The organism is Bordetella hinzii LMG 13501 (assembly GCF_001548475.1).
In the GTDB taxonomy this organism is placed as follows: Bacteria; Pseudomonadota; Gammaproteobacteria; order Burkholderiales; family Burkholderiaceae_B; genus Bordetella; species Bordetella hinzii.
In genome coordinates this window covers 12,687-36,994 of record NZ_LRUJ01000001.1, presented here as the reverse complement: position 1 = coordinate 36,994, position 24,308 = coordinate 12,687, and the positions used below count along the sequence as shown (strand labels likewise).

The following is a 24,308-nucleotide window of genomic DNA, read 5'->3' as shown; positions in this document are numbered from 1 at the left end:
CTGTCCTGCGGCATGTTTGACGTCGCGATCATAGGCGCCGGCGCGGCCGGCATGATGTGCGCGGCCGTCGCCGGCCAGCGCGGACTGTCGGTGGTGCTGATCGACCACGCCAGCCGCCTGGCCGAGAAGATCCGCATCTCCGGCGGCGGGCGCTGCAATTTCACCAACCTGGGCGCCAGCCCCGCCCAGTTCCTGTCCGAGAATCCGCATTTCTGCCGTTCGGCGCTGGCCGGCTTCACGCCGCAGGATTTCCTGGCGCTGATGCGCGAGCATCGCATCGCCTGGCATGAAAAACATCGCGGCCAGCTGTTCTGCGACGACAGCAGCGAGGACATCATCGAGATGCTGCGCCGCGAGTGCGACCGTGGCCGCGTGTCCTGGCGCATGCCCTGCGCGGTCCAAGGCATCGCGCGCGAAGGCGAGGGCTGGGCGCTGGCCACCGATGGCGGCGCGCTGCGCGCCTCGCGGCTGGTCATCGCCACCGGCGGCATGGCTATTCCGCAGCTGGGGGCGACCGACTTCGGCCTGAAAGTGGCGCGCCAGTTCGGCCTGAAGGTGGTGGAGCCCCGGCCCGCCCTGGTGCCGCTGACCTTCGACACGCAGCAATGGCAGCCCTTTGCCGAGCTGTCGGGCGTGGCGCTCGAGGTGGGCCTGGCCACGGGGCAGGGCAAGGCCCGGGGGGAATTCCTCGAGGATCTGCTGTTTACTCACCGCGGCCTGTCCGGTCCGGCCATCCTGCAGATTTCCAGCTACTGGAAGCCGGGGGCCGCCATCGACATCGATCTGGCGCCGGGACGCGACCTGGGCACGGAGCTGCGCGAGGCCAAGTCCGGCGCGCGCCAGCAGATGCACACCGTGCTGGCCGGCTTGTGGCCCAAGCGCCTGGCCGACGCCTGGCTGGCGCAGTCCGGCGATGCGGACCTGGCGCAGGCGCGGCTGGCCGACGTGCCCGACCGCAAGCTGCGCGAGCTGGCCGCCCGCATCCACCGCTGGTCGCTGGTGCCCACGGGGACGGCCGGGTACAAAAAGGCCGAGGTCATGCGCGGCGGTGTCGATACCCGCGGCCTGGACCAGAAGTCCATGCAGGCGCGCGCGATGCCGGGCCTGTACTTCATCGGCGAGGCCGTGGATGTGACGGGCTGGCTGGGCGGCTACAACTTCCAGTGGGCCTGGGCCTCGGCCGTGGCCTGCGGCCGGGCGCTCTGAGCGCGCCTAGGCGCGGCGGCCGCGCCGCGGGCGGGCGGGCGGCGGCCCCAGGCTGCCGCGTTCCAGCACCACATGGGCCAGCGGACCAGCCGGCGGCGGCTCGCGGTCCTCGATAAGATCGACGATGTGGCGCGCCGCGCGCCGGCCGATTTCCTGCGCCGGGATGCTTACCGTGGTGAGTTCCGGCTGCATCATCTCGGCTTCGTCGATGCCGTCGAAGCCCACGATGGACAGTTCGCCGGGCACGGCGATGCCGAGCCGCCGGCATTCATGCAGGGCGCCCATGGCCAGCAGGTCGGTGCCGAAGAAAATCACCGAGGGACGGTCGGGCAGCGCCCAGTAGTCGCGGATGGCCTGGCGGCCGCCTTCGAAGGAGAAGGGCTGCTCGATGATCCACTCCGGCGGCACGGACAGGCCGCGTTCGCGCAGCGCCGCCAGCACGCCGTTGCGGCGCCCGCGGGCGCGCTCGTTGCGGGCGATGGGGCCGCCGCACACGCCGATGCGCGTATGGCCTTTCGCCAGCACGCAACGCGCCAGGTCATAGGATGCATCGTAGTTGGAGATGCCCACGCAATGCGGGTAGTGGCTGTCGTCCACTGACCAGGTCAGCACATAGGGCAGGCCGCGCTGATGCAGCAGGGCGAAAACCTCTTCGCCGTGGTCCGTGCCCACCATGATGATGCCGTCCACGCCGCGCTCGACCGTGGCGCGCAGCACGGCGGCCTCGTCGTCGTCATGGTACTCATGGCTGGCGATGAGCAGCTGGTAGCCCATCTCCCACAGCGTCTGCTGCATGGAGTGCGTGGAGTGCGCGAAGATGGGATTGTTGAGCGTGGGGTAGACCGCGCCCACCGTGCGGGTGCGGCGCGACGCCAGCGCGGCGGCGGCGCCGTCGCGGATATAGCCCAGCTGCGCGACCGCGCGGTTGACGCGCTCCAGCGTCGCCGGCTTGACCTCGTTGGGCACTGACAGGGCCCGCGAGGCGCTGCCCAGCGAGACGCCCGCCAGTTTGGCGACGTCGGCGAGGGTGGGGCGGCGGATCGAGGGTTTCATGGGATGGGAGGCCAAGCGGCAAGTGTAACCAAGACGCCTCCTGGGGAAAACGCGAAGTACGTCGTGCGTGGATTGACAGCTTGCCATAAACGGCCGCAGAATTGAAGCGTTTCAAAAACACTGAGACACCCAATAAGCGCAATAAAGCCCGGTGTTACCAATGGCCTGGCTTTTTTTTGATCTCCTAGTTGAAGCGCTTCAAATGCTTCCGGAGGCGGCGCGCCATGGGTCCAACGACGACAGGAGACAAGACATGGAAGTGGCTAAGGTTTGCGCGCGCTGGCTGGCGGGTGTGTCCGTGGCGCTGGGCGTGACGGCGACCGCGCTGGCGGCCGATGACATCAAGATGGGCGCGCTGTTTCCCTTCAGCGGCGCGCTGGCCCAACTGGGCGACGAGAGCTATCGCGGCCTGCAATTGGCGGTGGAAGAGCGCAATGCCCAGGGCGGGCTGCTGGGCCGCAAGATCGCGCTCATCAAGGCCGACGCGGTGGATGCCAACCAGGCCGTGGGCGAGGCCCGCCGCCTGACCTCGGTGGAGAATGTCTCCGCCGTGTTCGGCAGCTTTTCCTCGGCGCTGTCCTTTGCCGCTACCCAGGTCACCGAGCTGGCCGGCGTGCCCTTCTTCGAGCTGGGCGCCGTCTCCGACAGCGTGACCGACCGCGGGTTCAAGTATGTGTTCCGCAGCAACTCCACCGCGCGCGATTTCGCCAATGGCACCATCGAGGGCGTGGTCAACGTCGTGGCGCCGGCGCTCGGCGTGGATCCCAAGTCGCTGAAGCTGGCCATCATTCACGAGGACGGCCTGTACGGCAAGACCATCGCCGGCTTCCAGCAGGAGCGCGCCAAGGCCCTGGGCCTGAACGTGGTGCAGGTGCTGCCTTACTCGGCCAAGGCGGTGGACTTGTCCTCGCTGATCCTGCGTCTGCGCGGCGCCCAGGCCGACGTGGTGCTGCAGACGTCCTACCAGAACGACACCATGCTGTATTTCCGCCAGGCCAAGTCGGCGGGCTACAAGCCGCGCGCCGTCATCGGCGCGGGCGGCGGTTATTCGCTGTCCGACACGGCCAAGGCCCTCAACGGCGACATGGACGGCGCCTTCGACATCGACTTCCCGCAATTCGCGATGAACGAGAAGGGCGCGCCCGGTCTGTCGGACTTCGTCTCCGCCTACAAGAAGCGCTTCAATGGCGAGCCGCGTTCGGGCCACAGCCTGGTGAACTACGTGGGCGCGCGCGCCTTCCTGGACGCGATCGAGAAGGCGGGTTCGCTGGACAAGGACAAGGTCCGCGCAGCCGTGCTGGCCTACAAGCAGCCCGTGGGCAGCAATGCCGCCGGCTGGGGCTTTGATTTCGGCGACAACGGCCAGAACCGCGCCGCGACCACCACGCTGATGCAGTGGCAGGACGGCAAGCTGGTCACTGTCTGGCCCGAGGCCGCCGCCGTGGCCAAGCCCATCGTCAATCGCTGATTCCGCATCATCCGGCGGGGCGGGCGGCGCGGGCCGCCCCGCCCGCCCAGGACATTCCGAGATGGACATTCTTCTGCAACTGATCGTCAACGGTCTGCTGCTCGGTGGCGCCTACGCCATCATCAGCATCGGCCTGACGCTGATCTTCGGCGTGGTGCGCGTCGTCAACTTCGCCCACGGCGAATTCCTGATGGTGGGCATGTACGCCACCTATCTGCTGGCCCTGAAACTGGGCTGGCATCCCTATGTGTCGGTGGCTCCGGTGGCCCTGCTGCTGTTTGCCGTTGGCGCGGCCATGCAGCGCTTCATCATCCAGCCGCTGCTCGATGCCGACGGCCATATCCAGATCTTCGCCACCGTGGGCGTGTCCACGGCCCTGATGAATCTCGCCCTGCTGGTGTTCGGCGCCGATGTGCGGGCCACGCCGGTCGAGGCCGGCACGGGCATCCTGGCCTTCGGCGGCCTGAGCGTGGTGAGCGGCCAGGTGATCACCCTGGTGGTGGCGCTGCTGCTGGCCGGCGGGCTGCACCTGTTCATGACGCGCACCTACCTGGGCCGCGCCTTCCGCGCCGTGGCCCAGCATCGCAACGCCGCTGCCCTCATGGGGGTGAATGTGCGCGGCATCTATGTGCTGGCGTTCGCCATCGGCTCGGCCTTTGTCGGCGTGGCCGCGGCGCTCCTGACGCCGCAATATCCGGCCTTCCCGACCATAGGCACCTATTTCGTGCTGACGGCCTTCGTCATCGTCGTGCTGGGCGGCATGGGCAGCCTGCTGGGCGCTTTGCTCGGGTCCATGCTGATCGGCCTGGTCGACAGCCTGGCGGGCTATTACATCGCGCCGGACCTCAAGGAGATCGTCTATTTCGCGATCTTCCTGCTCATCCTGGTATTGCGCCCCACCGGCCTGTTCGGCCTGGGCCGTGGATCTGAATAAAGAGGGGCTGCCATGTTTCCGGATATCCGACGCCCGCGCGTCTACATGGGCCTGCTCGCGCTGTCCCTGCTGCTGATCATTCCCTTTGCCATCCAATCGCCTTTCGTCTATCACCTTTTCGTGCTGATCTGTGTGTACGGCGCGCTGGCCACGGCGTGGAACATCGTCGGCGGCTACGCCGGCCAGCTCTCGCTCGGCCACGCGGTGTTCTATGGCCTGGGCAGCTATGCCGCCACGCTGCTGGTCATCCATTTCGGCATCTCGCCATGGCTGGGCATGTTCGCCGGTATGGCGGTGGCCGCGCTGGTGGCGCTGCTGATCGCCTATCCCACTTTCCGCCTGCGCGGCCCCTTCTTCGCGCTGGCCACCATCGCCGTGCTGGAAGTGGTCAAGCTCTTGGTGGTCCACCAGGACGGCTGGACGGGCGGCGCGGCCGGCCTGAGCGTGCCGCTCAATATCGGCCTGCCATGGATGATCTTCCGCGAGAAGTGGGCCTATCTGCTGGTGGCCTTCCTGCTCCTGCTGATCACCCTGTGGGCGGCCTGGCGCATCCGCCATTCCCGGCTCGGCTTTTACCTGGTGGCCGTGCGCGAGCGCGAGTACGCCGCCCCGGCCGTGGGCATCGACACGGTGCGCGTCAAGCTGGCCGCCGCCGTCATCTCGGCCATGCTGACCGCCATGGTGGGGGCTTTCCATGCCATGTACCTGACCTTCATCGAGCCGTCGGCGGCCTTTTCGCTCGAGCTGTCCATCCAGATCGCGATGTTCGCCCTCATCGGCGGACTGGGCAGCGTGGCCGGCCCGCTGGCCGGCACCGTGCTGGTGGTGCCCATCGCCGAACTGGCGCGCGGCTGGCTGGGCGCCTTCGGCAGCGGCATGCACGGTTTCATCTATGGCGTCATCCTCGTCGTGGTGGTGTTGACCATGCCGCGCGGCATCGTGGGTCACTTCGGCGTGCGCGTGCGGTCCTGGATCGACCGCCTGCCGGGACTGGGCGAGCCGCCGGTGGCGCCCGCCGCGCCGCCCGCGGCGGCGCGGGCGCGGGCCGGCGGCGAGCCCATCCTGAAGGCCGAATCGCTGAACAAGCACTTCGGCGGCCTGCATGCCACCAACAATGTGTCGCTCACCCTGCACGAAGGCGAGATCCTGGGCGTGATCGGGCCCAATGGCGCTGGCAAGACCACCGTCTTCAACCAGCTTTCCGGCTTTATCCGCCCGGACAGCGGCACGGTCAGCGTGCGCGGCCCCAAGGGCTGGGAGCAGCCGGCCGATTCGCAGGCCTTTGCCCGCGCCGGGGTGGGCCGCACTTTCCAGATCGCCCAGCCCTTCTCGGGCCTGAGCGTGCTGGAGAACATCATGCTGGGCGCCTTCCTGCACACCTCGGACCGCCGCGAGGCCGAGGCCATCGCGCGCCAGGTGGCCGAGCTGACGGAGCTGTCCGGCAGCCTGGACGCCGAGGCCCGCAGCCTGACCGTCGGCGGGCTGAAACGCCTCGAAGTGGCGCGCGCCCTGGCCACGCGGCCGCGCATCCTGCTGCTGGACGAAGTGATGGCGGGCCTGAATCCCACCGATGTGGAGCGCGCCATCCGCATGGTGCGCCGCGTGCGCGACGCCGGGGTGTCGGTGTTGCTCATCGAACACCTCATGCAAGCCACCATGGCCCTGTCCGACCGCATCCTGGTCATCAACCTGGGGCAGGTGCTGACCAGCGGCTCGCCGCAGGCGGTCGTCAACGATCCGCAAGTCATCGAGGCCTATCTCGGCAAGGAGTATCTGCATGCTCAGCATTCGTGATCTTTCGGCCGGCTACGGCAAGAGCGAAGTCTTGCGGGGCATCAGCCTGGATGTCCCCGAAGGCAAGGTGGTCACGCTGATCGGCGCCAACGGCGCGGGCAAGACCACCACGCTCAAGACGCTGTGCGGCCTGGTCCGCCCCACGGCGGGCAGTATCGAGTTCGAAGGCCGGCAGATCGCCGGCGAGGCCCCGCACCGCATCGTCGAGCGCGGCATCACCATGATTCCGGAAGGCCGCCAGCTCTTTCCCTTCTTGACGGTGCGCGACAACCTGCTGATGGGCTCTTACAAGCGCAGCGCCCGGCCGGCCGTGCAGCAAAGGCTGGGAGAGGTGCTGGACCTCTTTCCGCGCGTGCGCGAGCGGCTGGACCAGTTCGCCGGCTCGCTGTCCGGCGGCGAGCAGCAGATGGTGGCCATCGCGCGCGGCATGATGGCCTGCCCGCGCCTGTTGATTTTCGACGAGCCCTCGCTGGGCCTGTCTCCGCTGCTGGTCGAGCAGATGTTCGAAGTGATACGCACGGTCGTGCGCCAGGGCATCACCGTGCTGCTGGTCGAACAGAACGTCTATCACACCCTGAAGCTGGCGGACATGGGCTATGTGTTGGAGAACGGCCGCATCGCGCTGTCCGGCAGCGGCGAAGAATTGCTGAACAGCCCGCACGTGCGACGCGCGTACCTGGGCCATTGAACACTGCGCTAGCGCAAGGAGGATTGCATCATGAGCGGAAACATCCATCGTCCCGACGAACAGGCCATTGCCTACCGGCTGCCGCAGGCGCCGGACATGATGCGCGATCTCGTGCATCCGGGCGTGGCGACCGATTGGCTGGCCGACGACCGGCTGTGGGTGCCGTCGTCCTCGACGGTGTCCTTCAAGCCCCTGCTGCTCTGTGCCAGCCAGGGCTATTACGTCAACCTGCTGCGCGTGCGCGGCAGCGGCGTGGTCTCGCGCCATCGCCATACCGGCCCAGTGCATGCCATGGTGCTCAAGGGCCGCTGGTATTACCTGGAGCACGATTGGGTGGCCGAGCAGGGCGGCTATGCCTTCGAGCCGGCCGGCGAGACCCATACGCTCTATGTGCCGGAAGACGTCCCCGAGATGATCACCTGGTTCCACGTCACCGGCGGCTACACCTATGTCGATCCGGACGGCGTGGCCCAAGGCTACGAGGACGTGTTCACCAAGATCGAGACGGCGCGGCGCCACTATCAGTCGCTGGGCCTGCCCGATGACTACATCAAGCAAATCATCCGCTGATCCGGAGGCCAGCATGCAGGATCACGAAGGCCGGGTGGTGTTGGTGACAGGCGGCCTGCGCGGTATCGGCCAGGCCATCGTCCAGGCTTATGTGGCGCGCGGCGCGGCGGTCGGCGTGGTCGACCTGGACGAGGAAGCCGGCCAGCGCCAGGCGCGCGAACTGCAGGCGCGCGGCGCGCGCGCCGCCTTCGCGGCGGCCGACGTGGGCGACCTGGAGGCCTGCCGGCGCGCCGTGCGCAGCCTGGGCGCCGCCCTGGGCGCGCCGGACACGCTGGTCTGCAATGCCGGCATTTCGCCCAAGCACGCGGGCCGGCCGGCGCCCGTGCAGCAGATGGACCCGGCCGAATGGCGCCGGGTGGTATCGGTCAATCTGGACAGCGCTTTCTATTTTTCGCATCTGCTGGCCGGCGGCATGATCGAGCGCGGCTTCGGCCGCATCGTCTTCATGTCCTCGGTGGCGGGCAAGGTCTATCTGGACATGGTGGCCGCGCACTACAGCGCCACCAAGGCCGGCATCGCCGGGCTGACCCGGCATCTGGCCGGCGAACTGGGCCCGCACGGCATCACGGTCAATGCGCTGGCGCCGGGGCGCATCGACACGCCGCTGGTGCGCGGCGTGGCCGACGGCGTCAATGACGAGGTGGTGGCCCGCACGCCCTTGAGGCGGCTCGGGCAGCCGGCCGAGGTGGCCGACGCTTGCCTCTACCTGACGTCGCCCCAGGCCTCTTTCGTGACCGGCCAGGTGGTGGATGTGGCGGGCGGCTGGGTGATGTCATGATCGCCGGCATGGGTTTCCCTGGGCGCTATCTGCAGGGTCCGGGCGCCCTGGCCTGCCTGGCGGGGCTGTTGGACGAGCTGGGCTGCTCGCGGCCGCTGGCCGTGGTGGACCCGGCCGTCGCGGACCTGGCGGCCACCGTCATGGCCGGCATGCCCCGCTTGCCTTTCGGCGGCGAATGCACCCGCGAAGAAATCGACGGGCTGGCCCGCCGCCTGCCCGCCGGCATCGACTGCCTGGTGGCGTTTGGCGGCGGCAAGACCATCGATACCGCCAAGGGCGTGGCCCGCGAGCATGCCCTGCCCATCGTGGTCTGTCCCAGCGCCGCCTCCAGCGATGCGCCCACCAGCCGTCTCATCGTGCGCTATGACGCGCGCCATGCCGTGGCCGGCGTGGACAAATTGCGGCGCAATCCCGATGCCGTGGTGGTCGACACCGATGTCATCGTGCGCGCCCCGGCGCGCCTGTTCGCCGCCGGCATCGGCGATGCCATGAGCAAGGCTTTCGAGGCAAGAGCCTGCGTGCAGGCCGGCGGACGCAATGCCTACGGCTACCGCGCCACCGGCACGGCGCTGCGGCTGGCCGACGCTTGCCTGGCAATCCTCCTGGCCCGCGGCGAACGGGCCATGCAGGCCGTGCGCGCCCGCCAGGGCGGGGACGATGTCGAGGCCGTCGTCGAGGCCACGGTGCTCTTGTCCGGGCTGGGATTCGAAAGCGGCGGCCTGTCGCTGGCCCATGCCCTGGTGCGCGGGTTGACCACGGTGCCCGAGCTGGCGGCTTGCCTGCATGGCGAACTGGTGGCCTTCGGCACCCTGGCGCAAATGGCGGCCATGGCTTGCGAGTCCGCCGAGGTGGCGCCGGTGCTGGCGCTGATGCGCGCGGTCGGCCTGCCGGTCAGCCTGCGGGCGCTGGGCCTGCAGCGGGAATTGGAAGAGGGCGAGTGGCAAAGGCTGATCGACGCCACGCTCGCCACGGAATACAGCCGGCACCTGCTGCCGGCGCTCACGCCGGCGCGTCTGCGGGCGGTCCTGGAGCAGGCGCGAGCCTGGGGGACGGCCGGGCGCGCGGGCGGATAGATACGCGCCTGGCGCGGGAGACACACAATGAAAAGCATGCAAGTCACGGAATTCGGCCAGCCGCTGGTGCAGGCCGATACCCCCACCCCTGTGCCGCGCGGCCGCGAGGTATTGCTGCGCGTGCGCGCCGCTGGCGTCTGCCATACGGATCTTCACCTGTGGCACGGCGGCTATGACCTCGGGCATGGGCGCACGCTTTCGCTCAAGGAGCGCGGCGTGACCCTGCCGCTGACCATGGGCCACGAGACCGTGGGCATCGTCGAGGCGGTGGGCGAAGACGCCGGCGAGGTGCCCCTGGGCGCCGTGCGCCTGGTCTATCCCTGGATAGGCTGCGGCCAGTGCGAGGTGTGCCGGGAGGGGCGCGAGAATCTGTGCCTGACGCCTCGCACCATAGGCATCAACCGGGCCGGCGGCTACGCCGACTATATCCTGGTGCCCGACCCGCGCCATCTGGTCGACCTGCAGGGCCTGGACCCGGTGCGCGCCGCGCCGCTGGCCTGCTCGGGACTGACCTGCTTTTCTGCCCTGCGCAAGATCGGTGAGGACGTCCTGCGGCGCGGCGCCATCGTGGTGGTGGGCGCCGGCGGCCTGGGCCTGATGAGCCTGCAGTTGCTCAAGGCCATGGGCGCGCCGGGCGCCGTGGTGGTCGAGGTCGACGCGGCCAAGCGCGAGGCGGCCCTGCGGGCCGGCGCGCTGGCCGCCATCGATCCCAAGGCGCCCGATGCCGCCCAGGCGATCCGCGACGCCGTGGGCGGCCCGGTGCGGGCGGTGCTGGACTTGGTGGCCAACCCGGAATCGGCCGCGCTGGGCTTCGATCTGCTCACCAAGGGCGGGCGCCTGGTGCTGGTCGGCCTGTTCGGCGGCGCGGCGCCCTGGCCGCTGCCGCTCATCCCCATGAAATCGGCCACCATCCAGGGCAGCTATGTAGGGTCGCTCCCCGAATTGCGAGAGCTGGTCGCCCTGGTCGCCCGCGAACGCCTGGAGCTGATCCCGGTCTCGACCTGCGGCATGGGCGCGCTCGGCCAGGCGCTGCGCGACCTGGAAGCGGGCCGCATCGTCGGACGCATGATCATGACGCCCTGACCGGGCCAATCCGGGTTTCGCCGGCCCGCGCTTTCGTTGTATGCTTCGCACGCTGTCATGCATGCCGCGGGAGAGAGCGGGCCGCCAGGTCCGCCGCCGAAGGCGCAATTCGCCCGGAATCGCTCAGGTAACCCATACCGCGCATTGCACGGCCAGCCGCTGGGCGGCTGCCGTAACAGCACTCTGGAGAGACCTGGCGCCGCCTTGCGGCCAGCCCAGGCGCCGAAGGTGCAAACCCGCCATGCGCGCGGGGCAACTCTCAGGCAAAAGGACAGAGGGGCGGAAACCCGACCGGCTACCGGGCGTTTTCCGCATCCCTGGGGCCGGCATTCCTCTATGCCATTGGAGCGCCCCGCATGTCCGCCTCTTTGAAACGTACTCCCCTGGCCGAAACCCATCTGGCCGCCGGCGCCCGCATGGTCGATTTCGGCGGCTGGGAAATGCCGCTGGCCTATGGCTCGCAGCTGGAGGAGCATCACGCGGTGCGCCAGGATGCCGGCATGTTCGATGTCTCGCACATGCTCAACGCTGATGTCACCGGCCCGGATGCCACGGCCTTCCTGCGCCGCCTGGTGGCCAATGACGTCGCCCGCCTGGGCACCCCCGGCAAGGCCCTGTACTCCTGCATGCTCAATCCGCAGGGCGGCGTGATCGACGATCTCATCATCTATTACTTCGCGCCCGACCGCTGGCGGGTGGTCGTCAATGCCGGCACGGCCGACAAGGACATGGCCTGGATGGCGCGCGTGGCGGCCGCCGGCCGTTTCGACGTCGCCATCACGCCGCGCCGCGATCTGGCCATGATCGCCGTGCAAGGCCCCAGTGCCCGCGCCAAGGTCTGGGCGGCCCGTCCGGCCTGGCAGGCCGAGACCGAAGGCCTCGCGCCGTTTTCCGCCGCGCGCCTGTCCGAGGACATCCTGGTGGCCCGCACCGGCTACACCGGCGAGGACGGCTTCGAGATCGTGCTGCCGGCAAGCGCGGCCGTGGCTTTCTGGCAAGACCTCGCGGCCCAGGGCGTGCGTCCCTGCGGCCTGGGCGCGCGCGACACGCTGCGCCTGGAAGCCGGCATGAATCTCTACGGCCAGGACATGGATGAGCTCATCCATCCCAACCAGGCCGGCCTGTCCTGGACGGTGTCGCTCAAGGACGAATCGCGCCGCTTCATCGGCCGCGAGGCGCTGGAGCAATTCGCCACTCCCTGCGCCTTCCTGGGCCTGAAGCTGGCCGAGCGCGGCGTGATGCGCGCCCACATGGCGGTGCGCACTGCCGAAGGCCCGGGCGAGACCACCAGCGGCACCATGTCGCCCACCCTGGGCGTGTCCATCGCCTTCGCCCGCCTGCCGCTGGCGGTCAAGCCGGGCGACACGGTCGAGGTCGACATCCGCGGCAAGTGGGTGCCGGCCACCGTGGCCAAGCTGCCTTTCGTGCGTAACGGCAAAGCCGTCGAACACTCGTAAACTCCAAGCTTGCGCGCGGCCTGTCCGCGCGCAAGGCGCGCTTACCTTTTTCAATACCTATCACCGGATTTCTCCAGGAGCTCCCATGAGTCTGCCTACCGATCGCAAGTACACCTCCTCCCACGAGTGGGTCAAGGCCGAAGGCGACGTCTTCGTCGTCGGCATCACCGACAATGCCCAGGACCAGCTGGGCGACCTGGTCTTCGTGGGCGACGTCAACGTCGGCGCCACGCTGAAGGCCGGCGAAACCGCCGGCGTGGTCGAGTCCGTCAAGGCGGCCTCCGACATCTACGCCCCGGTCGATGGCGAAATCGTCGCGTTCAACGAGGCGCTCGAAGCCAATCCCAACCTGATCAACGAGTCCGCCTTCACGGCCTGGATCTTCAAGATCAAGCCGGCCAATGCCGCCGATGCCGACAAGCTGCTGGATGCGGCCGGCTACGAGGCGGTCGCCAACAGCTGACCGGCCGCGCGGGCCCCGGTCCGCGCCCACCCCGACTTTCGAGAACACCATGTCGCGCGCCCTAGACACCCACTCCGACTTCATTCCCCGCCACATCGGCCCGTCCGAGGCCGACCAGGCCAAGATGCTGGCCGTCATCGGCTGCACCAGCCTGGACGCCCTCATCGAGGAAGTCGTTCCGCCCCGCATCCGCAACCAGGCGCCGCTGGCGCTGCCCGGCTCGCGCAGCGAACCGGACGTGCTGGCCGAACTGAAACAGGTGGCCGCGCGCAACAAGGTGTTCCGCAATTACATCGGGCAAGGCTATTACGGCACGCACACGCCCAATGTGGTGCTGCGCAACGTGCTCGAAAACCCGGCCTGGTACACGGCCTACACGCCGTACCAGCCCGAGATTTCTCAAGGCCGCCTGGAGGCCTTGCTCAACTACCAGACCATGGTCGCCGACCTGACCGGCCTGGACATCTCCAATGCCTCGCTGCTGGATGAAGGCACGGCGGCGGCCGAGGCCATGACGCTGGCCCGCCGCGGCGCCAAGTCCAAGAGCCAGGTCTTCTTCATCTCCCGGCATTGCCATCCCCAGACCATCGAGGTGGTGCGCACGCGCGCCGAAGGGCTGGATATCGAGATCGTGATCGGCGACGAAGCGCAGGGCCTGCCGGAGTGCTTCGGCGTGCTGCTGCAATATCCGCACAGCCTGGGCGGCGTGGTCGATTACCGTGCCCTGGCCGAGGCGGCCCACGCGCAGGGCGCGGTGGTGGCCTGCGCGACCGACCTGCTGGCCCTCGCCCTGCTCACGCCGCCGGGAGAGTGGGGCGCCGACATCGCCGTCGGGTCGGCCCAGCGCTTTGGCGTGCCCTTCGGTTTCGGCGGCCCGCACGCCGGTTTCATGGCCTGCCGCGATGCCTTCAAGCGCAATATGCCGGGCCGCCTGGTGGGCGTGTCCAAGGACGCGCAAGGCAACCCGGCCCTGCGCCTGGCGCTGCAGACCCGCGAGCAGCACATCCGCCGCGAAAAAGCCACCTCCAACATCTGCACCGCGCAGGTGCTGCTGGCCGTCATGGCGGGCTTGTACGCGGTCTGGCATGGTCCGGCGGGCATCCGCCGCATCGCCACCCGCGTGCACAGCTTCACCGGCGCGCTGCGCGAGCAGCTGCGGGCGCTGGGCCTGACGGTCGAGAACGACAGCTATTTCGACACCCTGCTGATCCAGGCCGGCGCTTCGGCGCCGGCCATCCTGGCGGCCGCCGAGCGCGCGCAGATCAACCTGCGCCGCGTGGACGATGCCCGCCTGGCGGTGTCGCTGGACGAAACCGTCACGGCGCAGGATCTGCAGGCGCTGGTCAATGTGTTCGCGGCCGGCCTGGGCAAGCCCGAGGTCGCGCTGGACGCCGAGGCGATTCCGGCCGAGGCCGGCGCGGGCCTGCCGGCCGGCACGGTGCGGACCACGCCCATCCTGTCGCATCCCATCTTCTCCAGCGTGCAATCCGAGACCGACATGCTGCGCTATCTGCGCAAGCTGGCCGACAAGGACCTGGCCCTGGACCGCAGCATGATCCCGCTGGGCTCGTGCACCATGAAGCTGAACGCCACGGCCGAGATGATTCCCATCACCTGGCCCGAGTTCGCGCTCATCCATCCTTTCGCGCCCGCCGGACAGACCGCCGGCTACCGTGAGCTGATCGACCGCCTGTCGGCCGCGCTGTGCGAGATCACCGGCTACGACAACATCAGCCTGCAGCCCAACTCGGGCGCCCAGGGCGAGTACGCCGGCCTGCTGGCCATCCGCGGCTATCACCAGGCGCGGGGCGATCACCAGCGCAATGTCTGCCTGATCCCGTCTTCGGCGCATGGCACCAATCCCGCCTCGGCCCAGCTGGCCGGCATGGAAGTGGTGGTGGTGGCTTCGGATGCCGACGGCAACGTCGACCTGGCCGACCTGCGGGCCAAGATCGAACAGGTGGGCGACCGCCTGGCCGCGCTCATGATCACCTATCCGTCCACCCACGGCGTGTTCGAAGAGGCGGTCACCGAGATCTGCGAACGGGTACACGCCGCCGGCGGCCAGGTCTATCTCGACGGCGCCAACATGAACGCCATGGTGGGCGTGGCCAAGCCGGGCAAGTTCGGCTCGGACGTCTCGCACCTGAACCTGCACAAGACCTTCTGCATCCCGCACGGCGGCGGCGGCCCGGGCGTGGGTCCGGTGGCGGTGCGCGCCCATCTGGCGCCGTATCTGCCCGGCGTGGTCAACGAGCAAGGCAAGCTGGACGGCCAGGCCAAGGTGGGCCCGGTCTCGGCCGCGCCCTTCGGCTCGGCCGGCATCCTGGCCATCCCCTTTGTCTACATCGCGCTGATGGGCGCCGAAGGCTTGCGCCGCGCCACCGAGGTCGCCATCCTCAACGCCAACTATGTGGCGGCCCGCCTGCGCGAGCACTATCCCGTGCTGTACGCCGGCCGCCATGGCCGCGTGGCCCACGAGTGCATCCTGGATGTGCGTCCGCTCAAGGACACGAGCGGGGTGAGCGCCGAGGATATCGCCAAGCGCCTGATGGACTACGGTTTCCATGCCCCGACCATGAGTTTCCCGGTCGCCGGCACGCTGATGGTCGAGCCCACCGAGTCCGAAGGGCTGCCCGAGCTGGAGCGTTTCATCGACGCCATGATCGCCATCCGCGCCGAGATCGCCCAGATCGAGCGCGGCGAGCGGGACCGCGAAGACAACGTCCTGAAAAATGCCCCGCACACGGCCCAGATGCTCCTGGCCGAAGAGTGGCACCATGACTACCCGCGCCAGCAGGCCGCCTATCCGGTGGCTTCGCTGCGCGAGACCAAGTACTGGCCGCCCGTGGCGCGCGTGGACAACGCCTACGGCGACCGCAATCTGGTGTGCGCCTGCCTGCCTATCGAGGCCTACGCCTGATCCCGCCTGCCGGGCGCCTTCCCGCCGGGGGAGGCGCCCTGGACCTTGCCGGCGGCTGAAGCGATGGGCGCCGCCGTGGAGGCAAGAAAAACGCGCCGGGTCACGGCGCGTTTTGCATGGGGCGGGGCGCCTATCACTCCTCGGGCGCGTTCGGGAAGTCGTCCGCCACCGACAGGAAAGTCTGCAGCAGCGATTGGACCGTGTCCAGGGCCATGCCCTCGGAGACGTCGATGTCGTATTGCAGAACAGCCTTGCCCCGCTTGTTCAGCGAAGCGCGGCCGAATTCGCTGGCATTCCATTGCTTGATCGCGGCGGCCGAAGGGGCTTGCTGGTCGCCATAGACGGCGGTCAGGCGCAGCGTGCCGCAATCCGGCGCGCAGACCAGGGCGACGGTGATTTCGGTGGGAGAGAGTTCTTCGGCGTCGAGCGTGAACACTTTCTTGTTCTCGTCGTAGCCGTAGTCATAGCCCGCGCTGTCGATGATGCCGGCCACCATCTCGGGATCGAGCTCGTCGACGATGACCGATTCCGCCTCGTCCGCGTCCATGCCGCCGCCGGCGCTGGCGAGTTCGGCCAGCCACTCCTTGACCGGCACTTCCTTGCCGTTGAGTTCGCCGCGGCCGTCGGCATAGCTGAACTTGCTGACGATATTGTCGCCGTCATTGCGGCCCAGGTTCATCATCTCGGCCATGCCGGCCATGCCCTGGATGGACTCCTCCGCTTCGCGCTTGGCGTCCTCGGCGCCGCGCAGGCGCAGGATCTGTTCGGTCAGCGCGGCGGCCATGGGCTTGGAGATCTGCAGGCTGGCATCGATGCGCTTGATCGCCTTCTGCAGGAAGTCCACGCCGCCCTGGATGAAGTCATCGCCGTTGCTGGCGTCGCCCTGAGGCTTGGTCAGGTCCACCTTGAGGCCGAAACGGCTTTCGCCCGCCGCGTTGCGCCAGACCAGCTGGTCGATCCCGATGCTGGGGTTGCCGGCCAGCAGCTTGCGGCCGTTCTCGATCAGCGATCCGATCTGCTCATCCTTCAGGCCGTCGTCGGGCTCGCCTGCGGCCATGAGGCCACGCATCATCTGCCCGTAGGTTTCGGAGAAGGCCTTCAGGGTCTGGCCGTCGAGGTGGGCGACCGACAGGGCCAGCTCGCCGCCGCCGAAGTCGTCCTTGCCCAGGCTGACCTTGCCGATCTTGTAGACGGCCTTGCCGCCCACGAAGGTGTCGTCTTCGGTGATGTCCATGGCATAGCCGAGGTTTTCGACCCGCAGGGCCGACTCCAGGCTGGGGCTGGTGACTTCGAGCGACTTGACCAGCATGCCCGAGGTGCCGATCGACAGGCCGAACTTGCCCATGCGGCTGTCGATGTCCACGCCGATGCCGTTCACGCTGGCCTTGACCGGCTCGTCGTCCTCATGGACATCGAGCACAAAGGCATCGGCTTCGATGCGGCCCTTGACGCTCTGGCTGCGGTGATCGTAGCGGGAGCGGACGGTGGCGCCGCTGAAGCTGAACGAACCGTTGTCGTCCTTCAGGCTCAACGCGGCCACGCCGCCCTCGCCGTCGGCCTGGCCGTTGTAGCTCACCACGGTGTCGCTCCAGAGCAGCGGCTTGCCTTGCGCCATGTCGAAGACGGGCTTGAGCAGTTCATTGTTTTCCAGCTCGGAATGCACGAAGGCCAGTTGCGGCAGCCATTTGCCGCGCTTGAGCGCGCCGCCGGGGAAGGGGCCATGTTCGATTCTGCTGGCCACCGCGATGGTGACCGGCGTCTTCTCTTCTTCGGTCTTCTCGGTGGTGAAGGTGATGGTGTAGCGCGCCTGGCTGTTGAAGAAACCGCGTTCGTAGCGATCCTGTTCGATGCGGATACCCACGCCGGGCAGGGCGTTGGCGAGCTTTTCATTGGCCTGGGCCAGATACTGATGGGTCTGCTCTTCGATGCGCTTGCCCGTATACCACGTGGCACCCAGCCACGCGCCCGCTCCCACAATGATCACGCCAGAGGTGATCGCAACGCTTTTCTTCATTTTCTGTGTTCCTGAGTAATCACTCGGCACGCCAAGGCGGCCGGGGTCTGGTCCGCGGCGAGTATAGCCAGGGCATGCGGCTGACAGTAGCGTGTCAGGTTACGAGCCATGTCAAATTGCAAGAGGAATGGGGCGCGATGGCGGCGGCATGCCATCGCGCCGCCGCCCAGGCATGCCGGGCGGCGTCACCGCGGGGCATCAGCGGGGCAGGGCACCCAGCAGCGCGTTGGTGGGCATTTCTCGGCCGTTGAGGTTGAGCTTGCCGTCGCCATACTGCAGGGTGCCGATGATGTCGTCTCCCTGTGCTTTGCCGAGGTTGAGCATCATTGCCATGCCGGCGATGTTGTTGACCTGGCGCGCGGCCTGCGTGGCGGCTTCTTCCTCGCTATTGCCCTGCAGCTTGAGGACGGTCGTGCCCAGGGCCGTCAGCATGGGCTTGTTCAGCACCAGCCGGGCCTCCAGGTTCTTGACCAGCTGGCGCATGAGCTCGACGCCCTTGGCCTGGCGGTCGGCGGGTTGGGCCAGAGTGAGGGCCAGGCTCAGCCGGCTCTCGCCCTTGTCGTTCTTCCAGGCAAAGGGGTCGAGGGTCAGCGTGGGGTTGTCGGCCAGCAGCGGCAGCGCGGCCTCGGCCAGCTGCTGCGTCTGCTCGCCGCTGAAGTCGCCGGGCTTGCGGCCCTGTTCGGCCGCTTGCTGGGACAGGCGCAGATAGACCTCGTTGACGGCCTTGAGCTTCTGGCCATCCAGGCGCGCGAACTTCAGGCTGATCTGCTGGCTGCCCAGGGCGCCGCCATTGACCGTGAGCTTGCCGGCCGATATATCCACTTGGCCATTGAGGAAGCGGTCTTCCTCGGTCACCAGGCCTTTGTAGGCGATGTCTTCGCTCAGCCAGGAACCGCTGTCGTCCTGGGGAAGGATTTCGACGCGGTCGATATGCAGGCTGCTCGTGCCGGTCTGGTAGCCGGACTGGCCCAGCTTGCTGTCGACGTCGGCCACGCTGTCGCCCAGCCTGACCTGGGTGGCGGGCAAGTGCTCGTCCTTGGGCAGCAGGATGGCGATGGGCTTGGCCTGCAGCCGGCCTTTGAGGCTGCCGAGATTCCTGCCGATGTCGCCCTCGAATCGCGCACCGCCGAAATCCACCTTGGGTTCGGCCCATTGCAGCGGCGCGGCCTCGGCCCGCAGCGAGGCGCCGCCGCCATACTTGAGCACCATATCGGTGAGCAGGGGATTCTTGCCCTGGGCCGCCGCGAAGAAAGGCCGGGCCGTGTCGGTGTCGGCCATCTCGGTGTGCACGAAGGCCATGGCGGGCAGGAAGTGGCCGCGGGCCAGGGCGCCGGCCGGCAGCGGCCCGTGGTCCACGCGGGCATCGAATTCCAGGCGCTCGCCCGGCTTGAGGGGGCTGCCGGGCAGGGCCGTGGCCGTCAGGCCATAGCGGGCCTGGGTGGAGAAGAAGCCGCGCGTGAAAGACAGTTGCTCGACTTGCAGGCCGGTGCCGGGATAGGTGGCGGCCAGGTAGGCATTGACCTGGTCCAGCCGTGCCTGGCTGTCATCGGCGATGCGCTGGCCGGTATACCAGGTGCCTCCCAGCCAGGCGCCCGCCACCACTACGACCACGCCAGCGCCTATCGCCACGCCTTTTTTCATGTCTTTCCTCGTCGGGTTGTTGGCGCCAGCCGCGCCGGCCGCCTTGCCGCGCCGCGGCAAGGGTAAACCCGAAGCAGTATAGCGCGGGGCCTTGCGCCTACATCATATCCAGCGGGTAGATCGGCCGCCTGACGTGCTTGAATTCGATCTGGCTGTAGTCCGAGGTCGTCACGCCCACGCCGGTGCATTCGATGATGGCGCGCGCCATCTCGGCGAAGCCCGCGCGCCAGTGCACGCGCGACTTCAACGCCACATAGCGCTTCTGCAGCGGGTCGATGCCGGCCGACAGCAGGCAGTTGATGTCGAAGGGCTCCTGGTGCCGCGAGACGATGACGATCTCCACCTTGCCGGTGTCGAGCACCACGGTCAGGCCGGTGTCGTTGCGCACGCCGCGGTACATGGGGCCGCGGTTGAGGTAGACACCGTCAAAGACCAGCTTGACCCGTCCCGTGACGGTGAGCGGTCCGCTCCGCACCTTCAGGGCGGGCATGGGCACCTTGCCGCCCAGCGTCAGTGTGAGGGTCTTGCCCACGCCGGCGGCGGCCGCTTCTTCGGCCGCCTGCGGATCGCAGATGGCATAGAAAGCCACGTTCTCCAGGCCCTGGCGCAAGATCTCGGCCAGCACGGCGGTGGTGTCCATGGTGCCGCCCGAGCCGGTATTGTCGAAGTGGTCCAGGAGAATGACCGGCCCTTCGGTCAGCGTCTTGGCATGCGCGATGGTCGGCTCCAGGGGCTCGGGATGAAAGACCCATTGCGCGCGGCGCGTCCAGGCGGCGTCGAGCAGTTCGTCGCGATACTGCTCGGCGGCGCGGGCGTTGTCATCGGTACAGACCACGGCCGACAGGCCGGCCTCGCGGATGTCGGCGTGCGGAAAGCCCACGAAGACCGAGGCGGCCAGTACCTCGCCGCGCTCGAGCTCGATGCAGCGCGCCTGCAGCGACTTGTTGGGATCCGCATGCGTGCCCTGGCACATGATGTGAGGCAGCATGGGCACGTTGCCCCAGCGCATCACGGGCTTGATCTCGCCTTTGAGCATGCGCACGATGACATCGGCGGCGCGCACGCCGCTTTCGCGGATGTCGACGTGCGGATAGGTGTGAAAGCCGGTGACGACATTGGCGTTCGCGATGATGTCGTCGTAGATGTTGGCATGCATGTCCAACGTCACGCCCACCGGCGTGCGCGGGTCGATCTCGCGCAGCCGCTTGAGCAGCTGGCCTTCGGCATCCTCCACGCCCTCGGCGACCATGGCGCCGTGCAAATCCAGCAGGATGGCGTCGTAGCCGCCTTGGCGGACTTCGTCCAGGATGAGGCCGCAGAGTTTTTCGTAGGTGGCCGCGTCGGTGGGCGAGCTGGGCCAGGATTCGGCCGCCACCGGGACGACGATCTCGGCGCCTTCGCGCCGCGCCACCTCGATATAGCCGCCCAGGCCGCTGTCGGTGTTCTCATAGGCGCGGATGGCGCGCTCGCCCGACAGGATTTCCGGATTGCCGCGGAAAAACCGCGCAAGCGGCGTGGGCACGGGGGAGAAGGTATTGGTTTCGTGCTTGATCATTGCCAACAGCCAACGCATCTACTGCTCCTTGTCATGTGGGGCCGGCCCGTGGCGCGGCCATGCTCCGCGGGCGGCTTCAGGCAGCCGCCTGCAGGGGGCGGAAATTGCGGAAATCCCAGCCTCTTCCCGGCGCGGCGTCGATCAGGGCGCGCGTGTAGGCGTGCTGGGGCTGGGTGAGCACGGTGGCCGCGCTGCCGGTCTCCACGACCTGGCCGCGCTGCATCACCATGATGGTGTCGCAAATCTGGGCCGCCACGCGCAGGTCGTGCGTGATGAAAAGCACGCCCACGCCGGTGCGGCGGCGCACCTCTTCAAGCAGCTCCAGCACTTGCGCCTGCACCGACACATCCAGCGCCGACACGGCTTCGTCGGCCACCAGCACTTCGGGCTCCATGACCAGCGCGCGGGCGATGCAGATGCGCTGGCGCTGGCCGCCCGAGAACTGATGCGGATAACGCTGCATGACGTCCGGGCTCAGGCCCACCACGCGCAGCATTTCGCCGGCGCGCCGTTCCGCCTCGGCGCGCGGCGTGCCGAAGTTGAGCAGCCCCTCGATGATGGATTCGCCCACGGGCCGGCGCGGATTGAGCGAGCGGTAGGGATCCTGGAACACGATCTGGATGCGCCGGCGCAGGGGCCGCAGCGCCGCGCCCTGCACGCGCGCCACGTCCTCGCCGCCCAGGCACAGCGAGCCCTCGGTGGGTTCGATCAGGCGCATGATGCAGCGCGCCACGGTGGACTTGCCCGAGCCGGATTCGCCCACGATGCCCAGGATCTCGCCACGGCGCAGGACCAGATTGACGTCGGCGGCGGCCACCACCGAGTGGCCGCCGGCGCCGAAAAGCCCGCGACGGCTGGAATAGGTGCGGCCCAGCTTCTGCACATGCAGCACCGGCATGCCGTCGGGGGCTGCGCGCTCGATGGGCACCAGACTGGGCACCGAGGACACCAGGCGGCGCGTGTAGTCCTCTTTGGGACGCGCCAGGATATCGTCGCGCGTGCCGGACTCGATCAGGTCGCCGCGGTTCATGACGACGATATGGTCGGCGATCTCGGCCACCACGCCAAAGTCGTGCGTGATGAAGAGCACGGCCGTGCCCTGTTTGTCCTGCAGCTCCTTGATGAGGGCCAGGATCTGCTTCTGGGTGGTGACATCGAGCGCCGTGGTCGGCTCGTCGGCGATCAGCAGCTTGGGCTCCAGGATGAGGGCCATGGCGATGACGATGCGCTGGCGCTGGCCGCCGGAGAGCTGGTGCGGGTAGGAGTCGTAGACGCGCTCGACATCCGGCAGGTGCACGGAGCGGAACATCTCGAGCACTTTATCGCGGCGCTGCGCCCGGCTCATCTGCCTGCGGTGCAGGCGCAGCACCTCGTCGACCTGCCGGCCCACGGTATGCACGGGGTTGAGCGCGGTCATGGGCTCCTGGAAGACCATGGCCATGTGGGTGGCGCGCATCTCGCGCAGGCGGCGCGGCGTGGCGCGCACGACGTCTTCGCCTTCGACCATGATGCTGCCGCCCTGCACCTTGAGAATGCCCGCGGGCAGCAGGCCCATGACGGCCAGCGACGTCACCGATTTGCCGGAGCCGGATTCGCCGACCACGCAGACCGTTTCGCCGGGGCGCACTTGCAGGCTGAAGTTGCGCACCACGCGGTTGCCGGCGCCCTGCACCTCGACGGTGAGGTCCCGGATGGAAAGAACGGCGTCGGAGGGATGGGGATGATGCATGTTCAGCTCCGTCGGGCCATTTTGGGATCCAGCGCGTCGCGCAGGGCGTCGCCCAGCATATTGACCGACAGCACGGTCAGCGACAGGAACAGGCCGGGAAAGAGAATCAGGCCGGGCAGCATGCGGAAATACATGCGGCCTTCGGACATGATGTTGCCCCAGGAGGGAATTTCCGGCGGGATGCCCGCGCCCAGGAAACTCAGGATGGCCTCGGTGAGCATGGCCGAGGCAAAGACATAGGTGCCCTGGACCGTGAGCGGCGCGATGGTGCTGGGCACCATATGCCGCCACAGCAGCAGCGGCAGCGGCGTGCCCAGCGCGAGCGCGGCCTCGACATAGGGTTCCTCGCGCACGCTCAGGATCTGGCCGCGCACCAGCCGCACCACGCGCGGGATCTCGGGGATGGTGATGGCGACCAGCACGGTCGTCAGGCTCGCGCCGCTGACCGACACCAGGGCGATGGCCAGCAGGATGCCGGGGATGGCCATGATGGCGTCCATGGTGCGCATGATGATGCCGTCCAGGCTGCGGAACCACCCGGCCAGCACACCGATCACCAGCCCCAGGCCGACGCTGATCAGGGCCGCGCCCAGGCCGGCGACCAGCGAGACGCGCGCGCCATAGACCACGCGCGACCAGACGTCGCGCCCGAAGGCGTCGGTGCCCAGCAGGAAGTCGCCGAAAGGCGGCTTGAGCCGGGCGCCGGGATTGATGGCGGTGGGATCGACCGTGCCCATCCAGGGCGCGAACAGGGCGCCGGCGACCACGAGCACGAGGATGGCCAGCGAAAGCAGCACGGGCCAGCTGCGCAGCTCCTGGCGCAGGCGCTGCCAGGCGCCGGCATTGGGGCTGCCGCTGCCGGGCAGGGAGTCATCGGTGATGGCGTCTGTCTGCATGTTCAGTACCGGATGCGCGGGTCGAACACCGTGTAGGCGCAATCGACAAGCAGATTGATGAATACGTAAACGAAGGCGAAGAACAGCGTCAGGCCCTGGATGACCGGGTAGTCCCGCGCCAGCACCGCTTCGACCACCAGCCGGCCCAGGCCGGGGATGTTGAAGACCGACTCGGTCACCACCACGCCGCTGATCAGCAGCGCCACGCCCACGCCCACCACGGTGGCGATCGGCACGGCGGCATTGCGCAGGGCGTGGCCGAGCAGGACGCCGGTCTCGCCCAGGCCCTTGGCCCGCGCGGTGCGGATGAAATCCTCCCCCATGACCTCGATCACGCTGGTGCGCGTGATGCGGGCGATCAGGGCGATGTAGACCGTGGACAGCGCCAGCGAGGGAAGGATGAGGCGGTGCAGATAGGGCCAGAAGCCCTGCGACAGCGGGGTGTAGCCCTGGACGTTGAACCAGCCCAGCTTGATGGCGAAGGCCCAGATGAGCAGGTAGCCGGTCACGAAGACCGGCACCGAGAAGCCCATCACGGAAAATCCCATCACGGCGCGGTCCAGCAGCTTGCCGCGCCGCCAGGCGGCCAGCACGCCCAGCGGAATGGCGATGATCAGGGTGAAGACCAGCGTGATGGCCGCCAGGCTGAGGGAGGGCTCCAGGCGCTGCCCGATCAGCTGCCGCACCGGCACGCCGGACATCAGCGAGGTTCCCATATCGCCTTGCAGGAGATGGCCGGCCCAGATGAAGAACTGCTTGAGCAGGGGCTGGTCCAGGCCCATGGCCTGGCGGATCTGTTCGATGCGGTCCGGCGTGGCGCCGTCGCCGGCCATGATGATGGCCGGATCCCCCGGGCTCAAGCGCAAAATAGCGAAAACGACTACGGCCACCATGATGAGCACTGGAATGGTGGCCAGCAGCCGGCGTGAGACGAATGCCAGCATATATATTTCCCCGTGGGTGCGCCGCCGTGGCGGCCGGCC

Annotated in this window: 19 protein-coding genes and 2 riboswitches; of the genes, 12 read left to right on the top strand and 7 right to left on the bottom strand. The window is 68.2% G+C overall.

The window, feature by feature from the left end; translation table 11 throughout:
- Positions 1-12 precede the first annotated feature (12 nt).
- On the top strand, positions 13-1,206 hold the full coding sequence (locus tag AXA74_RS00150; RefSeq protein ID WP_029578267.1) for a BaiN/RdsA family NAD(P)/FAD-dependent oxidoreductase: 1,194 nt from the start codon (positions 13-15) through the stop codon (positions 1,204-1,206).
- 6 nt (positions 1,207-1,212) lie between these two features.
- Here the strand turns inward: AXA74_RS00150 and AXA74_RS00145 are convergent, their stop codons facing one another.
- Positions 1,213-2,259: a LacI family DNA-binding transcriptional regulator gene (locus AXA74_RS00145; RefSeq protein ID WP_029578268.1), complete on the bottom strand. Its 1,047-nt coding sequence runs from the start codon at positions 2,257-2,259 to the stop codon at positions 1,213-1,215.
- 253 nt (positions 2,260-2,512) lie between these two features.
- Between AXA74_RS00145 and AXA74_RS00140 the strand changes: the two genes are divergently transcribed.
- The 11 genes from AXA74_RS00140 (at position 2,513) to gcvP (ending at position 15,490) form a co-directional block, all read left to right on the top strand.
- Entirely contained in the window at positions 2,513-3,727 is a 1,215-nt protein-coding gene (locus AXA74_RS00140; protein ID WP_029578269.1) for an ABC transporter substrate-binding protein, read from the top strand.
- A gap of 61 nt (positions 3,728-3,788) precedes the next feature.
- Complete coding sequence (locus tag AXA74_RS00135) at positions 3,789-4,661, top strand: branched-chain amino acid ABC transporter permease (RefSeq protein WP_029578270.1); 873 nt, start codon at positions 3,789-3,791, stop codon at positions 4,659-4,661.
- 12 nt (positions 4,662-4,673) lie between these two features.
- Positions 4,674-6,455 (top strand): branched-chain amino acid ABC transporter ATP-binding protein/permease, encoded by a 1,782-nt coding sequence (locus tag AXA74_RS00130; RefSeq protein WP_029578271.1) that lies wholly within the window; start codon positions 4,674-4,676, stop codon positions 6,453-6,455.
- Positions 6,439-7,143, top strand: a complete 705-nt coding sequence (locus tag AXA74_RS00125) for an ABC transporter ATP-binding protein (RefSeq protein WP_029578272.1) — start codon at positions 6,439-6,441, stop codon at positions 7,141-7,143. Before AXA74_RS00130 ends, AXA74_RS00125 begins: the two co-directional genes overlap by 17 nt.
- Before the next feature lie 30 nt (positions 7,144-7,173).
- Positions 7,174-7,713, top strand: a complete 540-nt coding sequence (locus tag AXA74_RS00120; protein WP_029578273.1) for a 2,4'-dihydroxyacetophenone dioxygenase family protein — start codon at positions 7,174-7,176, stop codon at positions 7,711-7,713.
- Between the two features lie 13 nt (positions 7,714-7,726).
- Positions 7,727-8,491: an SDR family oxidoreductase gene (locus AXA74_RS00115; protein ID WP_029578274.1), complete on the top strand. Its 765-nt coding sequence runs from the start codon at positions 7,727-7,729 to the stop codon at positions 8,489-8,491.
- Entirely contained in the window at positions 8,488-9,564 is a 1,077-nt protein-coding gene (locus tag AXA74_RS00110; protein WP_029578275.1) for a glycerol dehydrogenase, read from the top strand. The genes AXA74_RS00115 and AXA74_RS00110 overlap by 4 nt, the downstream gene beginning before the upstream one ends.
- A gap of 27 nt (positions 9,565-9,591) precedes the next feature.
- The gene (locus AXA74_RS00105) at positions 9,592-10,647 is read left to right on the top strand and encodes an alcohol dehydrogenase (protein ID WP_029578276.1); all 1,056 of its coding nucleotides are present in this window, start codon (positions 9,592-9,594) and stop codon (positions 10,645-10,647) included.
- Between the two features lie 57 nt (positions 10,648-10,704).
- Positions 10,705-10,797: riboswitch (glycine riboswitch) on the top strand.
- Between the two features lie 23 nt (positions 10,798-10,820).
- Positions 10,821-10,932, top strand: a riboswitch (glycine riboswitch).
- A 71-nt stretch (positions 10,933-11,003) separates the two neighbouring features.
- Positions 11,004-12,104: a glycine cleavage system aminomethyltransferase GcvT gene (gene gcvT / locus AXA74_RS00100; protein ID WP_029578277.1), complete on the top strand. Its 1,101-nt coding sequence runs from the start codon at positions 11,004-11,006 to the stop codon at positions 12,102-12,104.
- Between the two features lie 85 nt (positions 12,105-12,189).
- Complete coding sequence (gcvH, locus tag AXA74_RS00095; protein WP_029578278.1) at positions 12,190-12,567, top strand: glycine cleavage system protein GcvH; 378 nt, start codon at positions 12,190-12,192, stop codon at positions 12,565-12,567.
- A 49-nt stretch (positions 12,568-12,616) separates the two neighbouring features.
- Entirely contained in the window at positions 12,617-15,490 is a 2,874-nt protein-coding gene (gcvP, locus tag AXA74_RS00090) for an aminomethyl-transferring glycine dehydrogenase (protein WP_029578279.1), read from the top strand.
- A 133-nt stretch (positions 15,491-15,623) separates the two neighbouring features.
- On the opposite strand, the gene AXA74_RS00085 is transcribed toward gcvP, so the two are convergent.
- From AXA74_RS00085 to AXA74_RS00060, 6 genes are all read right to left on the bottom strand, one after another.
- The gene (locus tag AXA74_RS00085) at positions 15,624-17,504 is read right to left on the bottom strand and encodes a DUF945 family protein (protein ID WP_032954751.1); all 1,881 of its coding nucleotides are present in this window, start codon (positions 17,502-17,504) and stop codon (positions 15,624-15,626) included.
- Between the two features lie 198 nt (positions 17,505-17,702).
- Complete coding sequence (locus AXA74_RS00080; RefSeq protein ID WP_032954750.1) at positions 17,703-19,145, bottom strand: YdgA family protein; 1,443 nt, start codon at positions 19,143-19,145, stop codon at positions 17,703-17,705.
- A 97-nt stretch (positions 19,146-19,242) separates the two neighbouring features.
- Positions 19,243-20,718: a M81 family metallopeptidase gene (locus AXA74_RS00075; RefSeq protein ID WP_032979473.1), complete on the bottom strand. Its 1,476-nt coding sequence runs from the start codon at positions 20,716-20,718 to the stop codon at positions 19,243-19,245.
- A 58-nt stretch (positions 20,719-20,776) separates the two neighbouring features.
- Positions 20,777-22,429: an ABC transporter ATP-binding protein gene (locus AXA74_RS00070; RefSeq protein WP_029578283.1), complete on the bottom strand. Its 1,653-nt coding sequence runs from the start codon at positions 22,427-22,429 to the stop codon at positions 20,777-20,779.
- Positions 22,430-22,431: 2 nt separating this feature from the next.
- Positions 22,432-23,325: an ABC transporter permease gene (locus AXA74_RS00065; RefSeq protein ID WP_032954748.1), complete on the bottom strand. Its 894-nt coding sequence runs from the start codon at positions 23,323-23,325 to the stop codon at positions 22,432-22,434.
- Between the two features lie 2 nt (positions 23,326-23,327).
- Positions 23,328-24,269, bottom strand: a complete 942-nt coding sequence (locus tag AXA74_RS00060; RefSeq protein ID WP_029578285.1) for an ABC transporter permease — start codon at positions 24,267-24,269, stop codon at positions 23,328-23,330.
- Between the last annotated feature and the right edge of the window lie 39 nt (positions 24,270-24,308).

What these genes read in the sequence shown, in the direction of transcription:
- AXA74_RS00150 (WP_029578267.1), top strand. Translation starts at nt 13, where the DNA reads ATGTTTGACGTCGCGATCATAGGCGCCGGCGCGGCCGGCATGATGTGC.
- AXA74_RS00145 (WP_029578268.1), bottom strand. Translation starts at nt 2,259, where the DNA reads ATGAAACCCTCGATCCGCCGCCCCACCCTCGCCGACGTCGCCAAACTG.
- AXA74_RS00140 (WP_029578269.1), top strand. Translation starts at nt 2,513, where the DNA reads ATGGAAGTGGCTAAGGTTTGCGCGCGCTGGCTGGCGGGTGTGTCCGTG.
- AXA74_RS00135 (WP_029578270.1), top strand. Translation starts at nt 3,789, where the DNA reads ATGGACATTCTTCTGCAACTGATCGTCAACGGTCTGCTGCTCGGTGGC.
- AXA74_RS00130 (WP_029578271.1), top strand. Translation starts at nt 4,674, where the DNA reads ATGTTTCCGGATATCCGACGCCCGCGCGTCTACATGGGCCTGCTCGCG.
- AXA74_RS00125 (WP_029578272.1), top strand. Translation starts at nt 6,439, where the DNA reads ATGCTCAGCATTCGTGATCTTTCGGCCGGCTACGGCAAGAGCGAAGTC.
- AXA74_RS00120 (WP_029578273.1), top strand. Translation starts at nt 7,174, where the DNA reads ATGAGCGGAAACATCCATCGTCCCGACGAACAGGCCATTGCCTACCGG.
- AXA74_RS00115 (WP_029578274.1), top strand. Translation starts at nt 7,727, where the DNA reads ATGCAGGATCACGAAGGCCGGGTGGTGTTGGTGACAGGCGGCCTGCGC.
- AXA74_RS00110 (WP_029578275.1), top strand. Translation starts at nt 8,488, where the DNA reads ATGATCGCCGGCATGGGTTTCCCTGGGCGCTATCTGCAGGGTCCGGGC.
- AXA74_RS00105 (WP_029578276.1), top strand. Translation starts at nt 9,592, where the DNA reads ATGAAAAGCATGCAAGTCACGGAATTCGGCCAGCCGCTGGTGCAGGCC.
- gcvT (WP_029578277.1), top strand. Translation starts at nt 11,004, where the DNA reads ATGTCCGCCTCTTTGAAACGTACTCCCCTGGCCGAAACCCATCTGGCC.
- gcvH (WP_029578278.1), top strand. Translation starts at nt 12,190, where the DNA reads ATGAGTCTGCCTACCGATCGCAAGTACACCTCCTCCCACGAGTGGGTC.
- gcvP (WP_029578279.1), top strand. Translation starts at nt 12,617, where the DNA reads ATGTCGCGCGCCCTAGACACCCACTCCGACTTCATTCCCCGCCACATC.
- AXA74_RS00085 (WP_032954751.1), bottom strand. Translation starts at nt 17,504, where the DNA reads ATGAAGAAAAGCGTTGCGATCACCTCTGGCGTGATCATTGTGGGAGCG.
- AXA74_RS00080 (WP_032954750.1), bottom strand. Translation starts at nt 19,145, where the DNA reads ATGAAAAAAGGCGTGGCGATAGGCGCTGGCGTGGTCGTAGTGGTGGCG.
- AXA74_RS00075 (WP_032979473.1), bottom strand. Translation starts at nt 20,718, where the DNA reads ATGCGTTGGCTGTTGGCAATGATCAAGCACGAAACCAATACCTTCTCC.
- AXA74_RS00070 (WP_029578283.1), bottom strand. Translation starts at nt 22,429, where the DNA reads ATGCATCATCCCCATCCCTCCGACGCCGTTCTTTCCATCCGGGACCTC.
- AXA74_RS00065 (WP_032954748.1), bottom strand. Translation starts at nt 23,325, where the DNA reads ATGCAGACAGACGCCATCACCGATGACTCCCTGCCCGGCAGCGGCAGC.
- AXA74_RS00060 (WP_029578285.1), bottom strand. Translation starts at nt 24,269, where the DNA reads ATGCTGGCATTCGTCTCACGCCGGCTGCTGGCCACCATTCCAGTGCTC.